15 protein-coding genes are annotated in these 17,564 nt (G+C 73.0%); 7 read left to right on the top strand and 8 right to left on the bottom strand.

Annotated features, from left to right (window positions below; translation table 11 throughout):
- Positions 1 to 209 precede the first annotated feature (209 nt).
- The 4 genes from qcrB to ctaE all read right to left on the bottom strand — a co-directional run bounded on the left by qcrB (position 210) and on the right by ctaE (position 4,531).
- Positions 210 to 1,973: a cytochrome bc1 complex cytochrome b subunit gene (qcrB, locus tag ABWU78_RS19705; protein ID WP_253050055.1), complete on the bottom strand. Its 1,764-nt coding sequence runs from the start codon at positions 1,971 to 1,973 to the stop codon at positions 210 to 212.
- Entirely contained in the window at positions 1,970 to 3,031 is a 1,062-nt protein-coding gene (gene qcrA / locus ABWU78_RS19700) for a cytochrome bc1 complex Rieske iron-sulfur subunit (protein ID WP_374614011.1), read from the bottom strand. Before qcrA ends, qcrB begins: the two co-directional genes overlap by 4 nt.
- Entirely contained in the window at positions 3,028 to 3,807 is a 780-nt protein-coding gene (gene qcrC, locus ABWU78_RS19695; RefSeq protein ID WP_253050052.1) for a cytochrome bc1 complex diheme cytochrome c subunit, read from the bottom strand. Before qcrC ends, qcrA begins: the two co-directional genes overlap by 4 nt.
- A 73-nt stretch (positions 3,808 to 3,880) precedes the next feature.
- Positions 3,881 to 4,531, bottom strand: a complete 651-nt coding sequence (gene ctaE / locus ABWU78_RS19690; RefSeq protein WP_087472315.1) for an aa3-type cytochrome oxidase subunit III — start codon at positions 4,529 to 4,531, stop codon at positions 3,881 to 3,883.
- A 317-nt stretch (positions 4,532 to 4,848) separates the two neighbouring features.
- Between ctaE and ABWU78_RS19685 the strand changes: the two genes are divergently transcribed.
- Together ABWU78_RS19685 and trpD are read left to right on the top strand one after the other, a co-directional pair.
- A complete protein-coding gene (locus ABWU78_RS19685) occupies positions 4,849 to 5,286 on the top strand; it encodes a hypothetical protein (RefSeq protein ID WP_353709074.1) in 438 nt (145 codons plus the stop codon).
- 33 nt (positions 5,287 to 5,319) lie between these two features.
- Positions 5,320 to 6,417 (top strand): anthranilate phosphoribosyltransferase, encoded by a 1,098-nt coding sequence (gene trpD / locus ABWU78_RS19680; protein ID WP_253050046.1) that lies wholly within the window; start codon positions 5,320 to 5,322, stop codon positions 6,415 to 6,417.
- Between the two features lie 42 nt (positions 6,418 to 6,459).
- Here the strand turns inward: trpD and ABWU78_RS19675 are convergent, their stop codons facing one another.
- Positions 6,460 to 6,741 carry an Lrp/AsnC family transcriptional regulator gene (locus tag ABWU78_RS19675; protein WP_353709075.1) on the bottom strand — a complete coding sequence of 94 codons (282 nt, stop codon included), beginning with the start codon at positions 6,739 to 6,741 and terminating at the stop codon, positions 6,460 to 6,462.
- Entirely contained in the window at positions 6,735 to 8,579 is a 1,845-nt protein-coding gene (locus tag ABWU78_RS19670) for a DEDD exonuclease domain-containing protein (RefSeq protein WP_353709076.1), read from the bottom strand. The genes ABWU78_RS19675 and ABWU78_RS19670 overlap by 7 nt, the downstream gene beginning before the upstream one ends.
- 107 nt (positions 8,580 to 8,686) lie before the next feature.
- On the opposite strand from ABWU78_RS19670, the gene ABWU78_RS19665 reads away from it, so the two are divergent.
- Positions 8,687 to 10,132, top strand: a complete 1,446-nt coding sequence (locus tag ABWU78_RS19665) for an NYN domain-containing protein (protein WP_353709077.1) — start codon at positions 8,687 to 8,689, stop codon at positions 10,130 to 10,132.
- Between the two features lie 72 nt (positions 10,133 to 10,204).
- Here ABWU78_RS19665 and ABWU78_RS19660 read toward each other — a convergent pair whose 3' ends face one another.
- Positions 10,205 to 12,022: an AMP-dependent synthetase/ligase gene (locus tag ABWU78_RS19660; protein WP_353709078.1), complete on the bottom strand. Its 1,818-nt coding sequence runs from the start codon at positions 12,020 to 12,022 to the stop codon at positions 10,205 to 10,207.
- Between the two features lie 260 nt (positions 12,023 to 12,282).
- Here ABWU78_RS19660 and ABWU78_RS19655 point away from each other — a divergent pair, with 260 nt between their 5' ends.
- Positions 12,283 to 13,230, top strand: coding sequence for an ROK family glucokinase (locus ABWU78_RS19655; RefSeq protein ID WP_253050031.1), 948 nt, complete (start codon positions 12,283 to 12,285; stop codon positions 13,228 to 13,230).
- A gap of 60 nt (positions 13,231 to 13,290) precedes the next feature.
- Here the strand turns inward: ABWU78_RS19655 and ABWU78_RS19650 are convergent, their stop codons facing one another.
- Positions 13,291 to 13,917 (bottom strand): hypothetical protein, encoded by a 627-nt coding sequence (locus ABWU78_RS19650; protein WP_353709079.1) that lies wholly within the window; start codon positions 13,915 to 13,917, stop codon positions 13,291 to 13,293.
- 57 nt (positions 13,918 to 13,974) lie between these two features.
- Between ABWU78_RS19650 and ABWU78_RS19645 the strand changes: the two genes are divergently transcribed.
- From ABWU78_RS19645 to ABWU78_RS19635, 3 genes are all read left to right on the top strand, one after another.
- Positions 13,975 to 14,760: a lysophospholipid acyltransferase family protein gene (locus ABWU78_RS19645; RefSeq protein ID WP_253050025.1), complete on the top strand. Its 786-nt coding sequence runs from the start codon at positions 13,975 to 13,977 to the stop codon at positions 14,758 to 14,760.
- A gap of 125 nt (positions 14,761 to 14,885) precedes the next feature.
- A complete protein-coding gene (locus tag ABWU78_RS19640; RefSeq protein WP_253050023.1) occupies positions 14,886 to 16,112 on the top strand; it encodes a pyrophosphate--fructose-6-phosphate 1-phosphotransferase in 1,227 nt (408 codons plus the stop codon).
- Between the two features lie 13 nt (positions 16,113 to 16,125).
- Positions 16,126 to 17,475, top strand: a complete 1,350-nt coding sequence (locus tag ABWU78_RS19635; protein WP_353709080.1) for a class II 3-deoxy-7-phosphoheptulonate synthase — start codon at positions 16,126 to 16,128, stop codon at positions 17,473 to 17,475.
- Positions 17,476 to 17,564 lie beyond the last annotated feature (89 nt).

Below are 17,564 nucleotides of genomic sequence, written 5' to 3'. Positions count from 1 at the left end.
CAGGGTGTAGACGGGCATCCGGAGTACCTCCTGGTACCGGGCCGCAGGAAGGGGTCCAGCGGCCGCTGTGTGCGGTGAACTGGCGGTGCCTCGACAGCCTCAGGCGGGCGCGGCCGCCCGCGCCCGGGTGCCGAGACGACGATGACCCGCGACCTGTCCGCCTCGATGAGGGGACTGGTCGCGGGTCATCGTCCTACTGTGCAGGAACCTCAGCGTCGACGCTCGTCGGCGCCCTTCTCCGGCTCGACGAGGTCGCGCCCACCACCGACGGTCGCGGCACCGGCCTCGATCTGCTCGTGGCTCTCGCCCTCGAGTGCGTCGTGCTCGCCGTGCGAGTGCGCGGCCGCGAGCTCGGCGGGCGTCACGGGCTCGATCCGGTCCTCGTAGAAGAACCGCGACAGGCGCTGGAGACGCTTGTCCTTCTTGTAGCCCTTGCGGCGCACGCCGCGCGAGTCCGTCGCCGGCTCGATCTCGAGCGGCTCGTGGGCCTGGTAGTTGACCCGGAGCCAGCGCTCCTGCTCGTCGAGCGGGCGGTGGACCTCGATGTACTCGCCATGCGCGAACCGCACGATCCGGCCCGTCTCGTGGCCGTGGAGCACGAGCTCGCGGTCCTTGCGCTGCAGGCCGAGGCAGATGCGCTTGGTGATCCAGAACGCGAACCACGGGCCGACGAAGAACAGGATCCGGAACGCCCACGTGATCGTGTTGATCGACATGTGGAAGTGCGTCGCGATGAGGTCGTTCGACCCGGCGAGCGCCAGGATGATGAACGCCGTGAGGAACGCGACGCCCAGACCTGTGCGGACCGGGACGTTGCGCGGGCGGTCGAGGACGTGGTGCTCACGCTTGTCCTTCGTCACCGCGGCCTCGAGGAACGGGTAGACGAACAGGAACGTGAACAGCAGGCCCGGGACGACCACGGCCGGGATCAGGACGTTGAGGGGCACGGTGTAGTCGCCCCACGTCACGAACTCCGCCTGGCCGGGCATCAGTCGTAGCGAGCCCTCGAGGAAGAGCATGTACCAGTCGGGCTGGGCTCCTGCGGACACCGGTGACGGGTCGAACGGGCCGTAGTTCCAGACGTTGTTGATCGCCATCGTGCCGCCCATGAGGGCGAGGATGCCGAACACGACGAAGAAGAAGCCGCCGGCCTTGGCCACGTACACCGGGAACAGCGGGTAGCCGACCACGTTCGTGTCCGTGCGGCCGCCACCGGGGTACTGCGTGTGCTTGTGCAGCACGACGAAGAACAGGTGGAGCGCGACGAGCGCGAGGATCAGGCCCGGCACCAGCAGGATGTGCACCGTGAAGAGCCGGGGGATGATGTGCTCGCCCGGGAACTCGCCGCCGAAGATGAAGTACGAGAGGTACGACCCGATGAGGGGGATCGACTTCACGACGCCGTCGGTGATGCGCAGGCCGTTGCCGGACAGGACGTCGTCCGGGAGGGAGTAGCCCGAGAAGCCGGCGGCGAGGCCCATGATCATGAGCAGCATGCCCACGAGCCAGTTGACCTCGCGCGGCTTGCGGAAGGCGCCGGTGAAGAACACGCGCATCATGTGCGTGACGATCGCGGCGAGGAAGATGAGCGCGGCCCAGTGGTGGATCTGCCGCATGAGCAGACCGCCGCGCACCTCGAAGGACATGTGCAGCGTCGACGCGAACGCGTCCGACATGAGCACGCCGTTCATCGACGCCGGCTCGCCGTGGTACGTGACGAGCGACATGCTCGGCACGAAGAACATGGTCAGGAAGATGCCCGTGAGGATCAGGACGACGAACGAGTACAGGGCGATCTCGCCCAGGAGGAACGACCAGTGGTCGGGGAAGACCTTGCGCGCGAACTCCTTGACGGCGACGCCGATGCTCGTGCGCTGGTCCAGGTAGTCGGCGGCCTTGCCGGCGGGGGTCGTCGGCGCGGCTGCCTTCGGTGCGGCCGCCTTGGGTGCGGCGGTTCCGGTGCTGGTGGTCACTTCAGACGCTCCCAGAAGCTCGGGCCGATGGGCTCGTGGAAGTCGCTCTGGGCGACCAGGTAGCCCTCGTCATCAACGGTGATCGGCAGCTGCGGCAGGGGCCGCTTCGCGGGGCCGAAGACCACCTTCGCGCTGTCGGCCACGTCGAACGTCGACTGGTGGCACGGGCACAGCAGGTGGTGCGTCTGCTGCTCGTAGAGCGCCACGGGGCAGCCGACGTGCGTGCAGATCTTGGAGAACGCGACGATGCCGTCGTACGACCAGCTCTCTCCCGGAGGGGACTGCTCGGACACGATGTCGCGCGGGTCGAGACGGACCAGCAGGACGACGGCCTTGGCCTTCTCCGTGATCCACTCGTGGGACTGCATCTCCTCCTGGGATGCCTCGGGGATGATGTGCACGACCGAGCCGATCGTCACGTCCGCCGCCTTGATGGGCCGACCCGAGGGGTCGATCGCGAGGCGCGTCCCGGGCTTCCAGAGCGTGTGCTTGAACTTCGAGACGTTCCAGTCGCCGCCGACGCTCCCGACGAGCGGGACGGCGATGGTGAGCGGGAACAGCGCGAGCGCGGAGATGACCGCGCCCTTGAGGACGCCGCGACGGGCGATGCCCGAGTCCTTGGCGCCGGCCTCGAGCTCGGCGATCGCGCCGGCGCGGGTCTCCGCGTCGCTCGCGATCGGGTGGCGCTCGTCGACCTTCTCGTGGTCGGACATGAGCACCTTCGCCCAGTGCACGGCACCGAGTCCGATGCCGAGCAGCGCGAAGGCGATGGCGACGCCGAGCGAGAGCGTCGACAGGCGCACGCCGGCCGTGGTCCCGTCCGGCGGGATGACGAAGTACACGACGAGCGCGGCGATCGTGCCGATCACCGAGATGCCGAAGAGCGTCGCGACCTGGCGCTCGGCGCGCTTCGACGCCTTCGGGTCGCGGTCCGCCATGCGGCTCTTGTGCTCGGGCAGCCCCGGGTCCGGGAAGGTGTCGAGGGTGCCGTGCTCCTCGCGGTGCCCGACCTCGCGGTGCGAGGACTCGGGCGACCGGGGGTTCTGGTAGTCGCTCACGAGGACTTCGCTCCGATCCACACTGCGGCCCCGATGAGGAGGCCCATTCCGACGATCCAGGCCCACAGGCCCTCGCTGACCGGGCCGAGCGAGCCGAGCGACAGGCCACCGGCCGAGCCCTCACGCTGGAACTCGAGGAACGCGATGACGTCGCGCTTCTCCTCGGGCGTGACGGTCGCGTCGTTGAAGACCGGCATCGACTGCGGGCCGGTGAGCATCGCCTGGTAGATGTTGCGCTCCGACGTCTCCCACAGCGGGGGCGCGAACTTGCCCTCCGAGAGCGCGCCGCCCGCGCCGACGGCGTTGTGGCACATCGCGCAGTTGGTGCGGAAGATCGCGGCACCGTTCGCGACGTCGCCGAGCGAGGCGTCGACCTGCTCGTCCGTCGGGATCGCCGGGCCCGCGCCGAGCGAGGCGACGTAGGCGGCGAGCTGCGCCGTCTGCTCCTCGTCGAACTGGCGAGGCTTCTGGATGGCCTGCGGACCGTCCATCTGCATGGGCATGCGGCCGGTGGACACCTGGAAGTCGACCGACGCTGCGCCGACGCCGACGAGCGACGGAGCCGTGTCCGAGCCCTCGGCGTTCGGGCCGTGGCACGTGGCGCAGTTGGCCTGGAACAGCTTCTGGCCGGTCTCGATGTCCTCGGTGCTGGCGGTCTCGGCGTTGGCCGGAGTCGGTGCAAAGGCGGCGTAGACGCCACCGGTGACCAGCAGCGCCAGCAGCAGCAGCACGACCGGCGCGAGGCGGTGGTGTCTGCGGGCGGCGAGTGCCTTCACGAAATGATCCTCGTCTCGCAGGTGGGGGAGCAGGGGGCGGATGGGCGGGCCGGGGCGGACCCCGGGCGGGTCGTCAGCGCAAGATGTAGATCACGAAGAACAGCGCGATCCACACGACGTCGACGAAGTGCCAGTAGTAGGACGTCACGATGGCCGTCGTGGCCTCGTGGTGCCCGAAGTTCTTGGCCGAGAACGAGCGGCCGAGAAGGAACAGGAAGGCGATCAGGCCACCGACGACGTGGAGGCCGTGGAAGCCGGTCGTGATGTAGAAGACGGAGCCGTAGGGCGTCGAGGAGATCGAGACGCCGTGCTCGACGAGCTCGGCGTACTCGAAGATCTGACCACCGATGAAGAACGCACCCATGAGGAACGTGAGCGTCATCCACTCGTTCATCCCCCAGCGGTTCACCTGGAAGATCGAGCCGGTGCGCACGGGCTGGAAGCGCTCGGCGGCCCACACGCCCATCTGGCACGTCACCGACGACAGCACCAGGACGGTCGTGTTGATCGCCGCGAAGGTCAGGTTGAGCTTGTCCGCTTGCAGGGCCCACTCGTCGGCGGGCATCACGGCGCGGACCGTGAAGTACATGGCGAAGAGGCCGGCGAAGAACATGAGCTCGCTGGCCAGCCACACGATCGTCCCGACCGAGACGGGGTTCGGTCGGTTGACGCTCACGTGCTGATGGGCGTGGGGGGCAGCCGTTGCGGTCGACACAGGAGCCATTATGGCCGACGAACGGCCGGTCCGCGGCACGCAGACGGCCGCCCGGAGGCGGTGAATCTCACAATGTCTCCAGATCTTCCCACGGAGACCTGCACTTGGTGACGGATCGCTGCTAAGTGCCATGAAACTGGCATGCGCCCGAGGGCGGCCAGGGCCCTTGGTCCCGGGCCCCGCGCCGGTCGGCGTCGGTACCGCGCGAGGGGGTGCTGCGATCCGCTCCGACGTGCCAAGATGCCAGTCGGGACGTGCGCGCCGCGGTGCCGTGGCGCGCCCTCCCCGACCACCCTGAGGGAACCACGAAGGCGACGGTGACGACGATGACGACGACCGTGACGACGACGCACGGGGACACGAGCGTGACCCCGCGCGCGCCGCGCATCCTCCTCTACAGCGACGACGTGACGGTGCGCGAGCAGGTGCGCCTCGCCGTGGGGCGGCGGCTGGGTGCGGGTCAGCCGGACATCGAGTGGCTCGAGGTCGCGACGCCGGTGGCGGTCGTGACCGCGGCGGACGCGGGCGGCTGGGACCTGCTCGTCCTCGACGGGGAGGCCGACAAGGCCGGCGGCATGGGCCTGTGCCGGCAGCTCAAGAACGAGGTCTACCGCTGCCCGCCGGTCCTGGTCCTCACCGGCAGGCCGCAGGACGGTTGGCTAGCATCGTGGTCGCTCGCCGACGACGCGGTGCCCCGGCCGTTCGACGCGGTCGCCCTCCAGCGCGCCGTCGCCGACCTGCTGCGTGCCGCCGGCACGCGGTAGCCGACAGGAGACCGACCAGCCGAAGGGCCGCCCGTGACCGCCACCCCGCACCCCGCCGCCTCGACCACGAGCGACTCGACGGGCACGGGGCTCACGTGGCCCGGCCTGCTGACCGAGCTCGTCGCGGGGCACGACCTCGACGCCGACTCCACCGCGTGGGCGATGGACCAGGTGATGTCGGGCGAGGTGTCGCCCGTGCGTCTCGCGAGCTTCCTCGTGGCGCTGCGCGCGAAGGGCGAGACGGTCGCCGAGCTGACCGGGCTCGCCGACGCGATGCTGGCCCACGCCAGCCGGTTCGCCGTGGACGGTCCGGCGGTCGACATCGTCGGCACGGGCGGCGACCGCGCGCACACGGTCAACATCTCGACCATGGCGTCGCTCGTCATCGCGGGCGCGGGCGTGCGGGTCGTCAAGCACGGCAACCGCGCCGCGACCTCGTCGTCGGGCGCCGCGGACGTGCTCGAGGAGCTCGGCATCCGGCTCGACCACGGGCCGGAGCGGGTGGCCCGCATCGTGCAGGAGGCGGGGATCACGTTCTGCTTCGCGATGGTCTTCCACCCGTCCATGCGACACGCGGGCGTCGCGCGCAAGGAGCTCGGCATCCCGACGGCGTTCAACGTCCTCGGCCCGCTGACGAATCCTGCGCAACCCCGTGCGGCCGCCATCGGTGTCGCGGACGCGCGCATGGCGCCGCTCATCGCCGGGGTGCTGGCGGGGCGGGGGACCTCGGCGCTCGTGTTCCGCGGCGACGACGGGCTCGACGAGCTCGCGGCGACGGGCGGGGCGACCGTCTGGGAGGTGCGCGACGGCGTCGTGACCGAGCAGCGGCTCGACCCGGTCGCCGACCTGGGCCTCGCGCCGGTGACGATCGCCGAGCTGCGCGGTGGCGAGGCGGCGCACAACGCCGAGGTCGCCCGGCGTTTCCTGGCAGGCGAGGCCGGCCCGGTGCGCGAGACCGTGCTGCTCAACGCGGCCGCCGGTCTCGTCGCGGACGGCACGCTGCCCGGGACCGCGCAGGGGACGCTCGCCGAGCGGCTCCGCGCCGCCTACGAGATCGCGGCGCGCAGCGTGGACACGGGTGCCGCCCGCGACGTCCTCGCGCGCTGGGCCGAGGCCGCGGCGCGGGACTGAGACCCCGCGGCGGCAGGCCGGCCGGCGGCGCCAGGCGGCCCGTCAGTCGTCGAGGCCGAGCGCGAACGCCTGCTCGAGGTCGACGTTCGAGTAGGCGCGGAACGCGATGAACGTCTCCGTGCGCACGACCCCGGAGACCTTGCTGATGCGGTCCGCGATGACGTCGGCGAGCTGGTCGTGCTCCTCGACGCGCACCATCGCGACCAGGTCCGCCTTGCCCGTGACCGAGTAGACCTCGCTGACGCCGCGAAGGTCCGCGACCTCCGACGCGACCTCGGGGATACGGTCGGGCGCGGTGTCGATCAGGACGATGGCGGTCAGCATGGTTCCTCCGGGGTCGGGTCGTCGACTGGCGACCACTCTACGGTCACGCCGGGCGCCGCGTGCGTCAGGTCGGGGCGGTCGACCGGGTCGGCGTGGCGCGCGACGTCACGGGCCGTGGCGGCGAGGTCCACGTGGGACCCCGCGGATCGGACCGGGCACGCCCACGGGCCGGTGACGTCGACGATCCGCACGCCCGGCTCCTGGAGCCACGACAGCAGGATCTCGGCCTCGTGGGGGTGGCTCGCCGGGGCGGGCGGCACGGGCGGTGCGACCGTCTCCGCCGTCGCGACGAGCGCGTGCACGAGGGGCCACGGGTCCGCGCCGGGCTCGCTCACCCCGGTCGCGGCGAGGCGCGCGTGGCGCACCACGACGATCTCCCACCCGCCCGCGTCCGTCGCGCGGGCGGCGACGAGCTCGGCGCACGCCGCGAGCGGGGCGAGCCGCTGGGCGCGCGCGGCGCCCGCGAGGTAGGCCCGCAGTCGGTGCGTGAGCTCTCCCGCCTGCTCGAACCGCTCGTCGCGCGAGAGCGCGACGATCCGGCGCCCGAGCTCCGCGACGACGTGGGACGGGTCTGACTCGAACGCCTCCCGCACGCCTCCGGCGACGGCCGCGTAGCCGGTGTCGCGCTCGGCGGTCGTGCACGGGGCCGAGCAGCGTCCCATCTCGGCGAGGACGCACGCCGTGGCCCCGGGCGAGGCGACGACCGGGAGCCGGCGCGTGCACTGGCGCAGCGGGAACGCGTCGTGGAGGGCGTCGACGGCGGCCTGGGCTTGGTGCTTGGACGCGAACGGCCCGATGTGGGCGGCCGGGGCCCGCACGTCGCGCACGACGGACAGGCGCGGGTACGTCTCGTCCGTGAGCCGGACCCAGGTCATGCGCTCGGGGTGGCGCGACCTCCGGTTGTAGCGCGGCGCGTGCTCCGCGATGAGGCGCAGCTCGCGCACCTGCGCCTCGAGCGGGGTCGCGCACACGACCGGGGTGACGGCGTGCGCGACACGCACCATCTCGGTGATGCGGCTGCGCTTCTCCGAGCGGGTGAAGTACGACCGGACGCGGCGCCGGATGGACGTCGACGTGCCGACGTAGAGGACCTCGTCCCCGGGCCCGCGGAAGAGGTAGACGCCCGGTGCGTCCGGGAGGCCGTCCGCGAGGTGCCGCTTGCGCCGGACGTCCTGCGGGACCGGGTCAGTCGCGCCCGCGAGGTCCTCGAGATGGGTGACGCCCAGGGGCCCGAGCCGCGCGAGGAGCGCGTGCAGCACGTCCACAGTGGCGCGCGCGTCGGCGAGCGCGCGGTGGTCGGGCGTCACCGTGGCCCGGAACAGCGCGGCGAGGGTCGCGAGCTTGTGGTTCGGCGCCTCGTCGCGCGTCACGACGCGGCGCGCGAGCGGGACGGTGTCGAGCACCTGGTTCCCGGGCCACTCGTAGCCCGCGGCCCGGCACGCGGCCTTGAGGAACGAGATGTCGAACGGCGCGTTGTGCGCGACGAGCACGGCGCCGCGGGCGAACTCCAGGAAGCTCGGCAGCACGGCCTCGATGCGCGGCGCCGTCGCGACCATGGCCGACGTGATCCCCGTGAGCCGGGCGACGAAGGCGGGGACGGGCACGCCCGGGTCGACGAGCGTCTGGAACTCGCCGAGCACCTCGCCGCCGCGCACCTTCACGGCGCCGATCTCCGTGATGCCGGCGCCCGCGGGCGACCCGCCCGTCGTCTCCAGGTCGACGACGACGAACGTCACGTCGCGCAGCGGCGTCCCGAGGTCGTCCAGCGTGGGCTGGACGGGCGCGCCCCGCGGCACGGACCCCTCGCGGGAGGAGGCGAGGAGGGGACCGGACGACATGGCGGCGAGGCTAGCGACGGCCACCGACACGATCCGTCGTGTCCCGCGGCCACGCCCTCGGCACGGCATAGGGTGGGTGCACGGGAATCGGGACGATCGGGGACGAAATGTCCGCGGAGCTCCCGACGGCGGAGACGCAGGAGGCGGGGATGGTGGCCGAGAGGTCGGACGAGGAGGGACCCGACGGCGACGTCCCGCCGGCGGTGCGCGCGCTGCTCGTCGAGGCCGCCGCGGACGTGCTCGGCACGCTCGACCCGGTCCTCGTCCCCGTGGCCCTGCAACGGGTCAAGGCCTTCGCCCCACGCCGGCGCGCGTCGGCCGGGGCGGTGCCGTTGTGGCGCGCCCTGGTCGACGACGCCGGGTTCCGGCACGCGGTCGCCGCCGCCTGGTCGCGCGAGCACGGGAGCGGGACGGGCGCACCGCAGGAGGTCCCGGCCCCCGACGGCCCGGGGTCGCCCGAGGCCGGTGCGGCGGCAGCGGCCGACGACGTCGTCGCGGCACCGGGGGACGCGGAGGCCACCGCGCCAGCCGTCGTCCGCGAGCGCGCCGCCGGCGCCTTCCTGCTGCGCCCGGACGGCTGGGAGGCGGCCGTGGAGCGCGCCCGCGCGCTCGACACGACGCTGCGGACCGAGCGGTCGGAGCGCAGCGAGGTCGCCCGGTTGCGTCGCGACCGCGACCGGCTGGCCGCACAGGTCGAGGAGCTCCGCGCGCAGGTTCGTGACGCCGCGGCCCGCGCCGACGCGGCGACGGCCGAGCTCGCGGGCGCGCGTCGCGCCGAGCGACGGCTGCGGGCGGACGCCGACCGGGCGCGCGCCGAGGCCCGGGCAGCCCTCGAGGCGGCGTCGGCCGAGCGCGCGGAGGCGGAGGGGGCGCTGCGCGACGCGCGCGAGGAGCGCCGCGCAGCGGGCGTCGAGCTCGCCCGGGCGCGCGCGGAGCGGGACGAGGCGCGTCGGGCGCGGACGTCGGCGGCCGACGTCGCGACGGCACGCGCGCGGCTCCTGCTCGACACGGTGGTCGAGGCGGCGTCCGGGCTGCGGCGCGAGCTCGCGCTGGGGCCCGCCACGACGACCCCGGCCGACGACGTCGCCGCCGCCCTGCCGGGCGCGACCGCGCGGCCGAGGCCCGGGTCGCGCGGTCGGGCCGCCGACGACCCGGCGCTGCTCGGCGACCTCCTGTCGGTCCCGCGCACCCACCTCGTCGTCGACGGCTACAACGTGACCAAGACCGGCTTCGGGGAGCTCACGCTCGCCGAGCAGCGCGACCGGCTCCTCAGCGGGCTCCTGCGCGTCGCGGCCGGGGGAACCGAGGTCACGGTCTGCTTCGACGGCGCGGACACCGCCGTGCGTCCCGTGCACGCCCCGCGCGGTGTGCGCGTGCTGTTCTCGTCGGGCGAGATCGCCGACGACCTCATCCGACGACTGGTCGCCGCGGAGCCCGCGGGACGGCCCGTCGTCGTCGTGACGAGCGACCGTGCCGTGTCGGACGACGTGCAGGCGATGGGCGCCGTGTGCATCCCGGCGCAGGCGCTCCTGGCGCGGCTCGCGCGCCGCTGACGCGGGCGCCGCACGGCCCTCCCGGCGGGTGTGCCGAGGAGGGCCGTGCGGGTGGTCCCGGAGTGCGCGACGTCAGCGGACCGGGGCCGGCCCGTCCACGTAGATCGCCTCGACGTCCGCCGCGAAGTCCTTGAGCACCTCGCTCCGCTTCACCTTGAGCGACGGCGTGAGGTAGCCGTTCTCGACCGTGAAGTCGGTGGTGAGCACGGTGAACTTGCGGATCGACTCGGCGCGCGACACCGCCTGGTTGGCGCGCGTGACGGCGGCGTCGAGCGCGGCGAGGACGTCGGGGTCCTTGGCCGCGTCCTCGATCGACATCGGCTCCTTGCCGTGCATGCTCGCCCAGCCCGGCAGGCCCTCGGGGTCGAGGGTGACGAGCGCGCCGATGAACGGCTTCTGGTCGCCGACGACGACGCACTGCGAGACGAGCGCGTGGGCGCGGATGCGGTCCTCGAGGACGGCGGGCGCGACGTTCTTGCCGCCCGCGGTCACGATGATCTCCTTCTTGCGCCCGGTGATGCGCAGGAAGCCGTCCTCGTCGAGCGAGCCGAGGTCGCCCGTGCGGAACCACCCGTCGACGAACGCGTCGGCCGTGGCCTGCTCGTTGTTGTGGTAGCCGCGGAAGATGTGGTCGCCCTTCAGCAGGATCTCGCCGTCCTCGGCGATGCGCGCCCCACAGCCCGGGAGCTGCTCGCCGACCGTGCCGATCTTCGTGGTCGCGGGGCGGTTGACGCACGTCGGCGCCGTCGACTCGGTGAGCCCGTAGCCCTCGAGGATGCGCACGCCGATGCCGCGATAGAAGTGCCCCAGCCGCTCGCCGAGCGGCGCGCCGCCGGACACCGCGTACTTCGCGCGGCCCCCGAGCGCGTGGCGCAGCTTCTTGAACACGAGCGCGTCGGCGACCTTGTGCTGCAGGCGCAGCCCGACGCCGGGGCCCGACGGCTCGTCCAGGGCGCGCGAGTACGCGATCGCCGTGGCCGCCGCCCAGTGGAAGATCTTGAGCTTGCCGCCCGCGGCGGCCTTCTGCTCGGACGAGTTGTAGACCTTCTCGAACACGCGCGGTACCGAGAGGATGTACGTCGGCTTGAAGGTGCCGAGGTCGTCGAGCAGCGTCTTGGTGTCCGGCGTGTGGCCCAGGACCGTCCCGCCGGCCACGACCAGCACGCCGATGAACCGCGCGAACACGTGGGCGAGCGGCATGAACAGCAGCGTGCGACCGCCCGGCTCGCCGAACACCTCCGGCACCGCGGCCACCGCGTTCACGGTGAGCGAGTAGAAGTTCTGGTGCGTGAGCTCGGCGCCCTTGGGGCGCCCGGTCGTGCCCGACGTGTAGATGATCGTCGCGACGTCGGCGAGGTTCGCCAGGCCGCGGCGCCGCGCGATCTCGGCGTCCTCCACGTCGGCCCCGTCGGCCCTCAGGGTCGCGACGGCGCCCGAGTCGATGACGAGGACGTCACCGAGCGCGGGGACCTGGTCGCGCACCTCGCCGACGGTCGCCGCGTGCGCCTCCGTCTCGACGACGAGCAGCCGGACGTCGGCGTCCGACAGGATCCACTGGACCTGCTCCGCGCTCGACGTCTCGTACAGCGGCACCGGCACCGCGCCGGCCGCCCACGTGGCCCAGTCCAGGAGCGTCCACTCGTAGCGCGTGCGCGACATGATGCCCACGTGGTCGCCCGGCTGGATCCCGCGCGCGACGAGCCCCTTCGCCACGGCGACGACCTCGGCGTCGAAGTCCCGTGCGCTGAGCGCCTGCCACGTGCCGTCGGCGCCGGCGCGGCGCTCGACCAGCGGCGCGGCCGGGTCGGCCGCGACCCGGCTCGCGAGCAGGTCGTTGAGGTTCTTCGAGGGATCGACTTCGACGATCCGTGGGGCGCTGATCTCGTCCATGCTGGCTCCAGTGGCAGTAGTCGACGGTGGGAGAACCCTACCCAGTGGTGGTGTGTGCCCGGGACCTGCCGATGTCGGTAGGCTTCAGGTGCTGTGCGCTGCTTGCGCAACGTTTCGCGCGGGCGCGGAGTTCCGGCGGGACGACCCGGGCGCGGGGTCGCGAGCCGTGGTCGTGCGTCGCCCGTCGACGGGCAGCACCTGCAGCGTGAGGCTTCCAGCCAGCGGTTAGTCAGCGGTTACCGAGCGAGTGAGGACGGGACATGCACGCCATCGGTGTGGACATCGGCGGGACGAAGATCGCGGCCGGGGTCGTCGACGAGAAGGGCGAGATCCTCGTCCAGACGCGCCGCGACACCGAGCCCGACGACGTCGCGAGCATCGACCGCGCCATCGCCGACGTGTATGCCGAGCTGACCGCCGAGCACGAGGTCGGCGCGATGGGCCTCGCCGCGGCGGGCTTCGTCAGCCCCGACCGGACGTCGGTGCTCTTCGCCCCGAACATCGCGTGGCGCGAGTACCCGCTCGCGCGCAACGTGCGCGAGCTCATCGGCGGCACCGACGTGCCGATCGTCGTCGAGAACGACGCCAACGCGGCGGGCTGGGCGGAGTTCCAGTTCGGCGTCGCGCGCGACGCGACCGACATGCTCATGCTCACGGTCGGCACCGGGCTCGGGGGCGCGATCGTCGTCGACCGCGAGCTCGTGCGCGGCAAGTGGGGCGTCGCGGCCGAGGTCGGGCACATGCGCGTCGTGCCGGGCGGCCACTACTGCGGCTGCGGCCACGAGGGCTGCTGGGAGCAGTACGCGTCGGGCCGCGCCCTGGTGCGCGACGGGCAGAACGCGCTCATCGCCCAGCCCGACCGCGCGACCCGGCTCCTGGAGATCTGCGGCGGCGACCCCGAGAAGCTCAACGGCCCTCAGATCACGCAGGCCGCCCAGGAGGGCGACGACCTGGCGGTCGAGCTGCTCGCGAACCTCGGGCGCTGGATCGGCGAGGGCGCGGCCTCGGTGACGGCGCTGCTCGACCCGGAGCTCATCGTCATCGGCGGCGGTGTCGGCGCGGCCGGCGACCTGCTGCTCCAGCCCGTGCGTCGCGCGTTCGCGGACCAGCTCTCCGCGCGCGGGCACCGTCCCGAGGCGCGCATCGAGCTCGCCGAGCACGGCAACGAGGCCGGCATCGTCGGCGCGGCGGACCTCGCCCGTCGCTGACCGGTCTCGACGGGCCGGCCGGGACGGGCAGCGCGACCAGGTGCGGGCGGGGCCCGGGCGTCAGACGACGGCGCCCGGGCCCTCGTCGTCGTCCTCGCGGCGGTGCGGCATGCGCCAGAGGAGGATCGCGAGCCCGGCGAGGAACGCCCCGCCGCCCACCTGCGCGACGATCACCGGGTACGGGCGCACGACGACGAGCACGACCAGGAGCAGGATCGGCACGCCGACGACCAGGGCCCACGCCATGGTGAGGAGGGGGTCGCGGCCGAGGACGAGAGGCGGGTCCGGCGGCACGAAGTGGCTCTCGGCCTCCTCGAGGTCCTCGACCTCCGGCGTCGTCGGCCAGTCGCGGGGGCCGCTGGTGCGGACCCAGGGCGCGACCGGCACGGAGCCGAGCACGTCGCGGCCCTCGCGGGGCGCGGGCGACGGGCCGTCGGCGGGGCCGGCGCCGTCGTCGGGTCCGCGCGCCGCGTCGTGGTCGAGGTCGGACAGGTCGGAGAGCTCGGCCACGATGCCGGCCCACTGCGCATCGACGTCGAGCGCCGCCTCGCCCTGTGCGTCGTCCTGCCGGGCAGCCTCGTCGTCCGGCTCGGCGGGGTGCTCAGGACCCCGCGACGCGTCGTCGGGCGTGGGGTCGGGTCCGTCGTCGGGCTGCGGGGAGTCCGGCTGGGCGTTCGGTGCGGCCATAGGAATCACTCTAGAGTCGGATGCACGTCCCGCGCCGGGACCCCGCGAGGAGGAACGTTGTTCTACTGGTTCATGAAGCAGGTGATGGTCGGCCCGATCCTGCGGGTCCTGTACCGTCCCTGGACGCGGGGCGTCGAGCACGTGCCGGACGAGGGCGGTGCGATCCTCGCGAGCAACCACCTCGCGGTGATCGACTCGTTCATCCTGCCGCTCGTCCTCGACCGCAAGGTCCAGTTCCTCGGCAAGTCCGACTACTTCACCGGGACGGGGATCAAGGGCCGCCTGACGGCCGGGTTCATGCGCGGGGTCGGGACGATCCCGGTCGACCGGTCGGGCGGCAAGGCGAGCGAGGCCGCGCTCGAGACCGGCCTGCGCGTCCTGCGCGAGGGCGACCTGTTCGGCATCTACCCCGAGGGGACGCGCAGCCCCGACGGACGGTTGTACCGCGGCAAGACCGGCGTCGCGCGCCTCGCGCTCGAGTCGGGGGCCCCCGTGGTCCCGGTCGCGATGGTGGGCACGAACATCGCCCAGCCGATCGGCAAGGTCATCCCCAAGCCCATGCGCATCGGGGTCGTCGTCGGTGAGCCGCTCGACTTCTCGCGCTACCGCGGCATGGAGAACGACCGCTTCATCCTGCGCGCCGTCGCCGACGAGATCCAGTACGCGATCATGCGGCTGTCCGGCCAGGAGTACGTGGACATCTACGCCGCGACGGCCAAGGCGCGCCTCGCCGCGGGGCACACCGAGTCCGAGGAGGCGGGCGGGGCGCCCGGCGGGCGTCCGGCTCCCGACGTCCAGGTCCCGGAACCGCCGCCGGAGCCCGGCGCGGCGTCAGTAGACTGAGCGACGGCCGGTCGCGCTTCGCTCACGGTGCCCCTCGTGGGGTACGTGCCCGCCGCCGTCGCCGCCACCCCGCCGGACCGCGTCCGTCCGGCCAGGATCCGTCCTACGAGAGGTTCTGAGTTCACATGTCGGTTCGTCGCGTCGCCCTCCTCACCGCGGGCGGTTTCGCCCCGTGCCTGTCCTCCGCCGTCGGGGGCCTCATCGAGCGGTACACGGAGCTCGACCCGGAGATCGAGATCATCGCCTACCAGTACGGCTACCACGGCCTGCTGACGGGCACGAAGATCGTCGTGGACGAGGAGGGTCGCAAGCAGGCGGGCATCCTGCACCGCTTCGGCGGCTCGCCGATCGGCAACTCGCGCGTCAAGCTGACGAACGCGGCCGACTGCGTCAAGCGCGGCCTCGTCCAGGAAGGCCAGGACCCGCTGCAGGTCGCGGCGGAGCAGCTCAAGGCGGACGGCGTCGACGTCCTGCACACCATCGGTGGCGACGACACGAACACGACCGCGGCCGACCTCGCCGCCTACCTGCACGACAACGGCTACGAGCTCACCGTCGTGGGCCTGCCCAAGACGATCGACAACGACGTGATCCCGATCCGTCAGTCGCTCGGCGCCTGGACCGCGGCCGAGGAGGCGGCGGGCTTCGCGGCGAACGTCATCGGCGAGCACCGCTCCGGCCCGCGCATGCTCATCGTGCACGAGGTCATGGGCCGCCACTGCGGGTGGCTCACCGCCGCGTCGGCGGCCGAGTACCGCAAGTGGCTCGACGCGCAGGAGTGGGCCCCGGCCCTCGGCCTGACGCGCGAGCGCTGGGACGTGCACGCGGTCTTCCTGCCGGAGCTCGCGCTCGACATCGACGCCGAGGCCGAGCGTCTCAAGGCGATCATGGACGAGCAGGGCAACGTCAACATCTTCCTGTCCGAGGGCGCCGGCATGCACGAGATCGTCGCGCAGCTCGAGGCGGCCGGCGAGGAGGTCCAGCGCGACCCGTTCGGCCACGTCAAGCTCGACACGGTCAACCCCGGCCAGTGGTTCGCCAAGCAGTTCGCCGAGAAGCTGGGCGCCGAGAAGGTCATGGTGCAGAAGTCCGGCTACTTCTCGCGCGCCGCGGCTGCGAACGCCGAGGACCTGCGCCTCATCAAGTCGATGACCGACCTCGCGGTCGAGTGCGCGCTGCGCGGCGAGTCGGGCGTCATCGGGCACGACGAGGAGAACGGCGACCGCCTGCGCGCGATCGAGTTCCCGCGCATCGCGGGCGGCAAGGCCTTCGACGTCACGCAGCAGTGGTTCGGCGAGCTGCTCGAGGGCATCGGCCAGCCGCTCGTCGCCGCGGCTCCCGCCGCGCACTGATCCGAGGAGCGGGATGACCACCACGAGCGAGCCGGGGACCGACGCCGGGCTCGACCACTTCCGCACGCTCGTCGCGCTCCAGCAGCCGACGTGGCCGGACGAGGCGGCGCTCGACGCCGTCCGGGACCGGCTGGCGGCCTCCGCGCCGCTCGTGGTGCCCGCCGCGGCCGACACGCTGCGCTCCCGCCTGGCCGCGGCCGGGCGGGGCGAGGCGTTCCTCCTGCAGGGGGGCGACTGCGCCGAGACGTTCGCCGAGGCGAACGCGGACCGCATCCGCAACAAGATCCGCACCATCCTCCAGATGGCGGTCATCCTCACGCACGGCGCGAGCATGCCCGTCGTGAAGATGGGTCGGATGGCCGGGCAGTACGCGAAGCCGCGCAGCTCCGACACGGAGACGCGCGACGGCGTGACGCTGCCCGCCTACCGCGGCGACATGATCAACGGCCACGCCTTCACGCCCGAGGCGCGCGTGCCCGACCCGGAGCGCCTCGTCCAGGCGTACCAGATCTCGTCGGCGACGTGGAACGTCGTGCGGGCCTTCACGACCGGTGGGTTCGCCGACCTGCGCCAGGTCCACGAGTGGAACCGCGGCTTCATGCGCAACCCCGCCTATGCGCGCTACGAGCGGACGGCGTCCGAGATCGACCGCGCGATCCGCTTCATGGACGCGTGCGGCGCCGACTTCGACGCCCTGCGCACGGTCGAGTTCTTCGTCAGCCACGAGGCTCTCGTCCTCGACTACGAGCGCGCGCTCACCCGCCGCGACACGCGCACGGGCGACGCGTACGACACGTCGGCCCACTTCCTGTGGATCGGCGAGCGCACGCGCCAGCTCGACGGCGCGCACGTCGACTTCCTGTCGCGCGTCGCCAACCCGATCGGCGTGAAGCTCGGCCCGACGACGACGCCCGACGTCGCGCTCGAGCTCGCCCGGCGTCTCAACCCCGACGACGTCGAGGGTCGCCTGACCTTCGTCACGCGCATGGGCGCGGGGAACGTCCGAGACGCGCTGCCGCCGCTCGTCGAGGCCGTCGCGCGCGCGGGCGTGCCCGTCACGTGGGTCACGGACCCCATGCACGGCAACACCATCACGTCCGCGAGCGGCTACAAGACGCGCCGGTTCGACGACGTGCTCGACGAGGTCCGCGGGTTCTTCGAGGTGCACCGCGCCGCGGGGACCGTGCCGGGCGGGCTGCACGTCGAGCTCACGGGCGACGACGTGACCGAGGTGCTGGGCGGCAGCGAGGAGATCGACGACGCGGGGCTCGCCCTGCGCTACGAGACCCTGGTGGACCCGCGCCTCAACCACCAGCAGTCGCTGGAGATGGCGTTCCAGGTCGCGGAGATGCTCCGACGCTGAGCGGCACGACTCGCGCCGAGCACGTGGCTGTGGGGGGGGGGGGGGGGGGGGGGGGGGGGGGGGGGGGAGGGGGGGGGGGGGGGGGGGGG

This window comes from Cellulosimicrobium sp. CpK407, from assembly GCF_051844275.1.
In the GTDB taxonomy this organism is placed as follows: Bacteria; Actinomycetota; Actinomycetes; order Actinomycetales; family Cellulomonadaceae; genus Cellulosimicrobium; species Cellulosimicrobium cellulans_G.
Note: the sequence above shows the minus strand (reverse complement) of the source record. Positions and strands in the feature narration are given on the sequence as shown.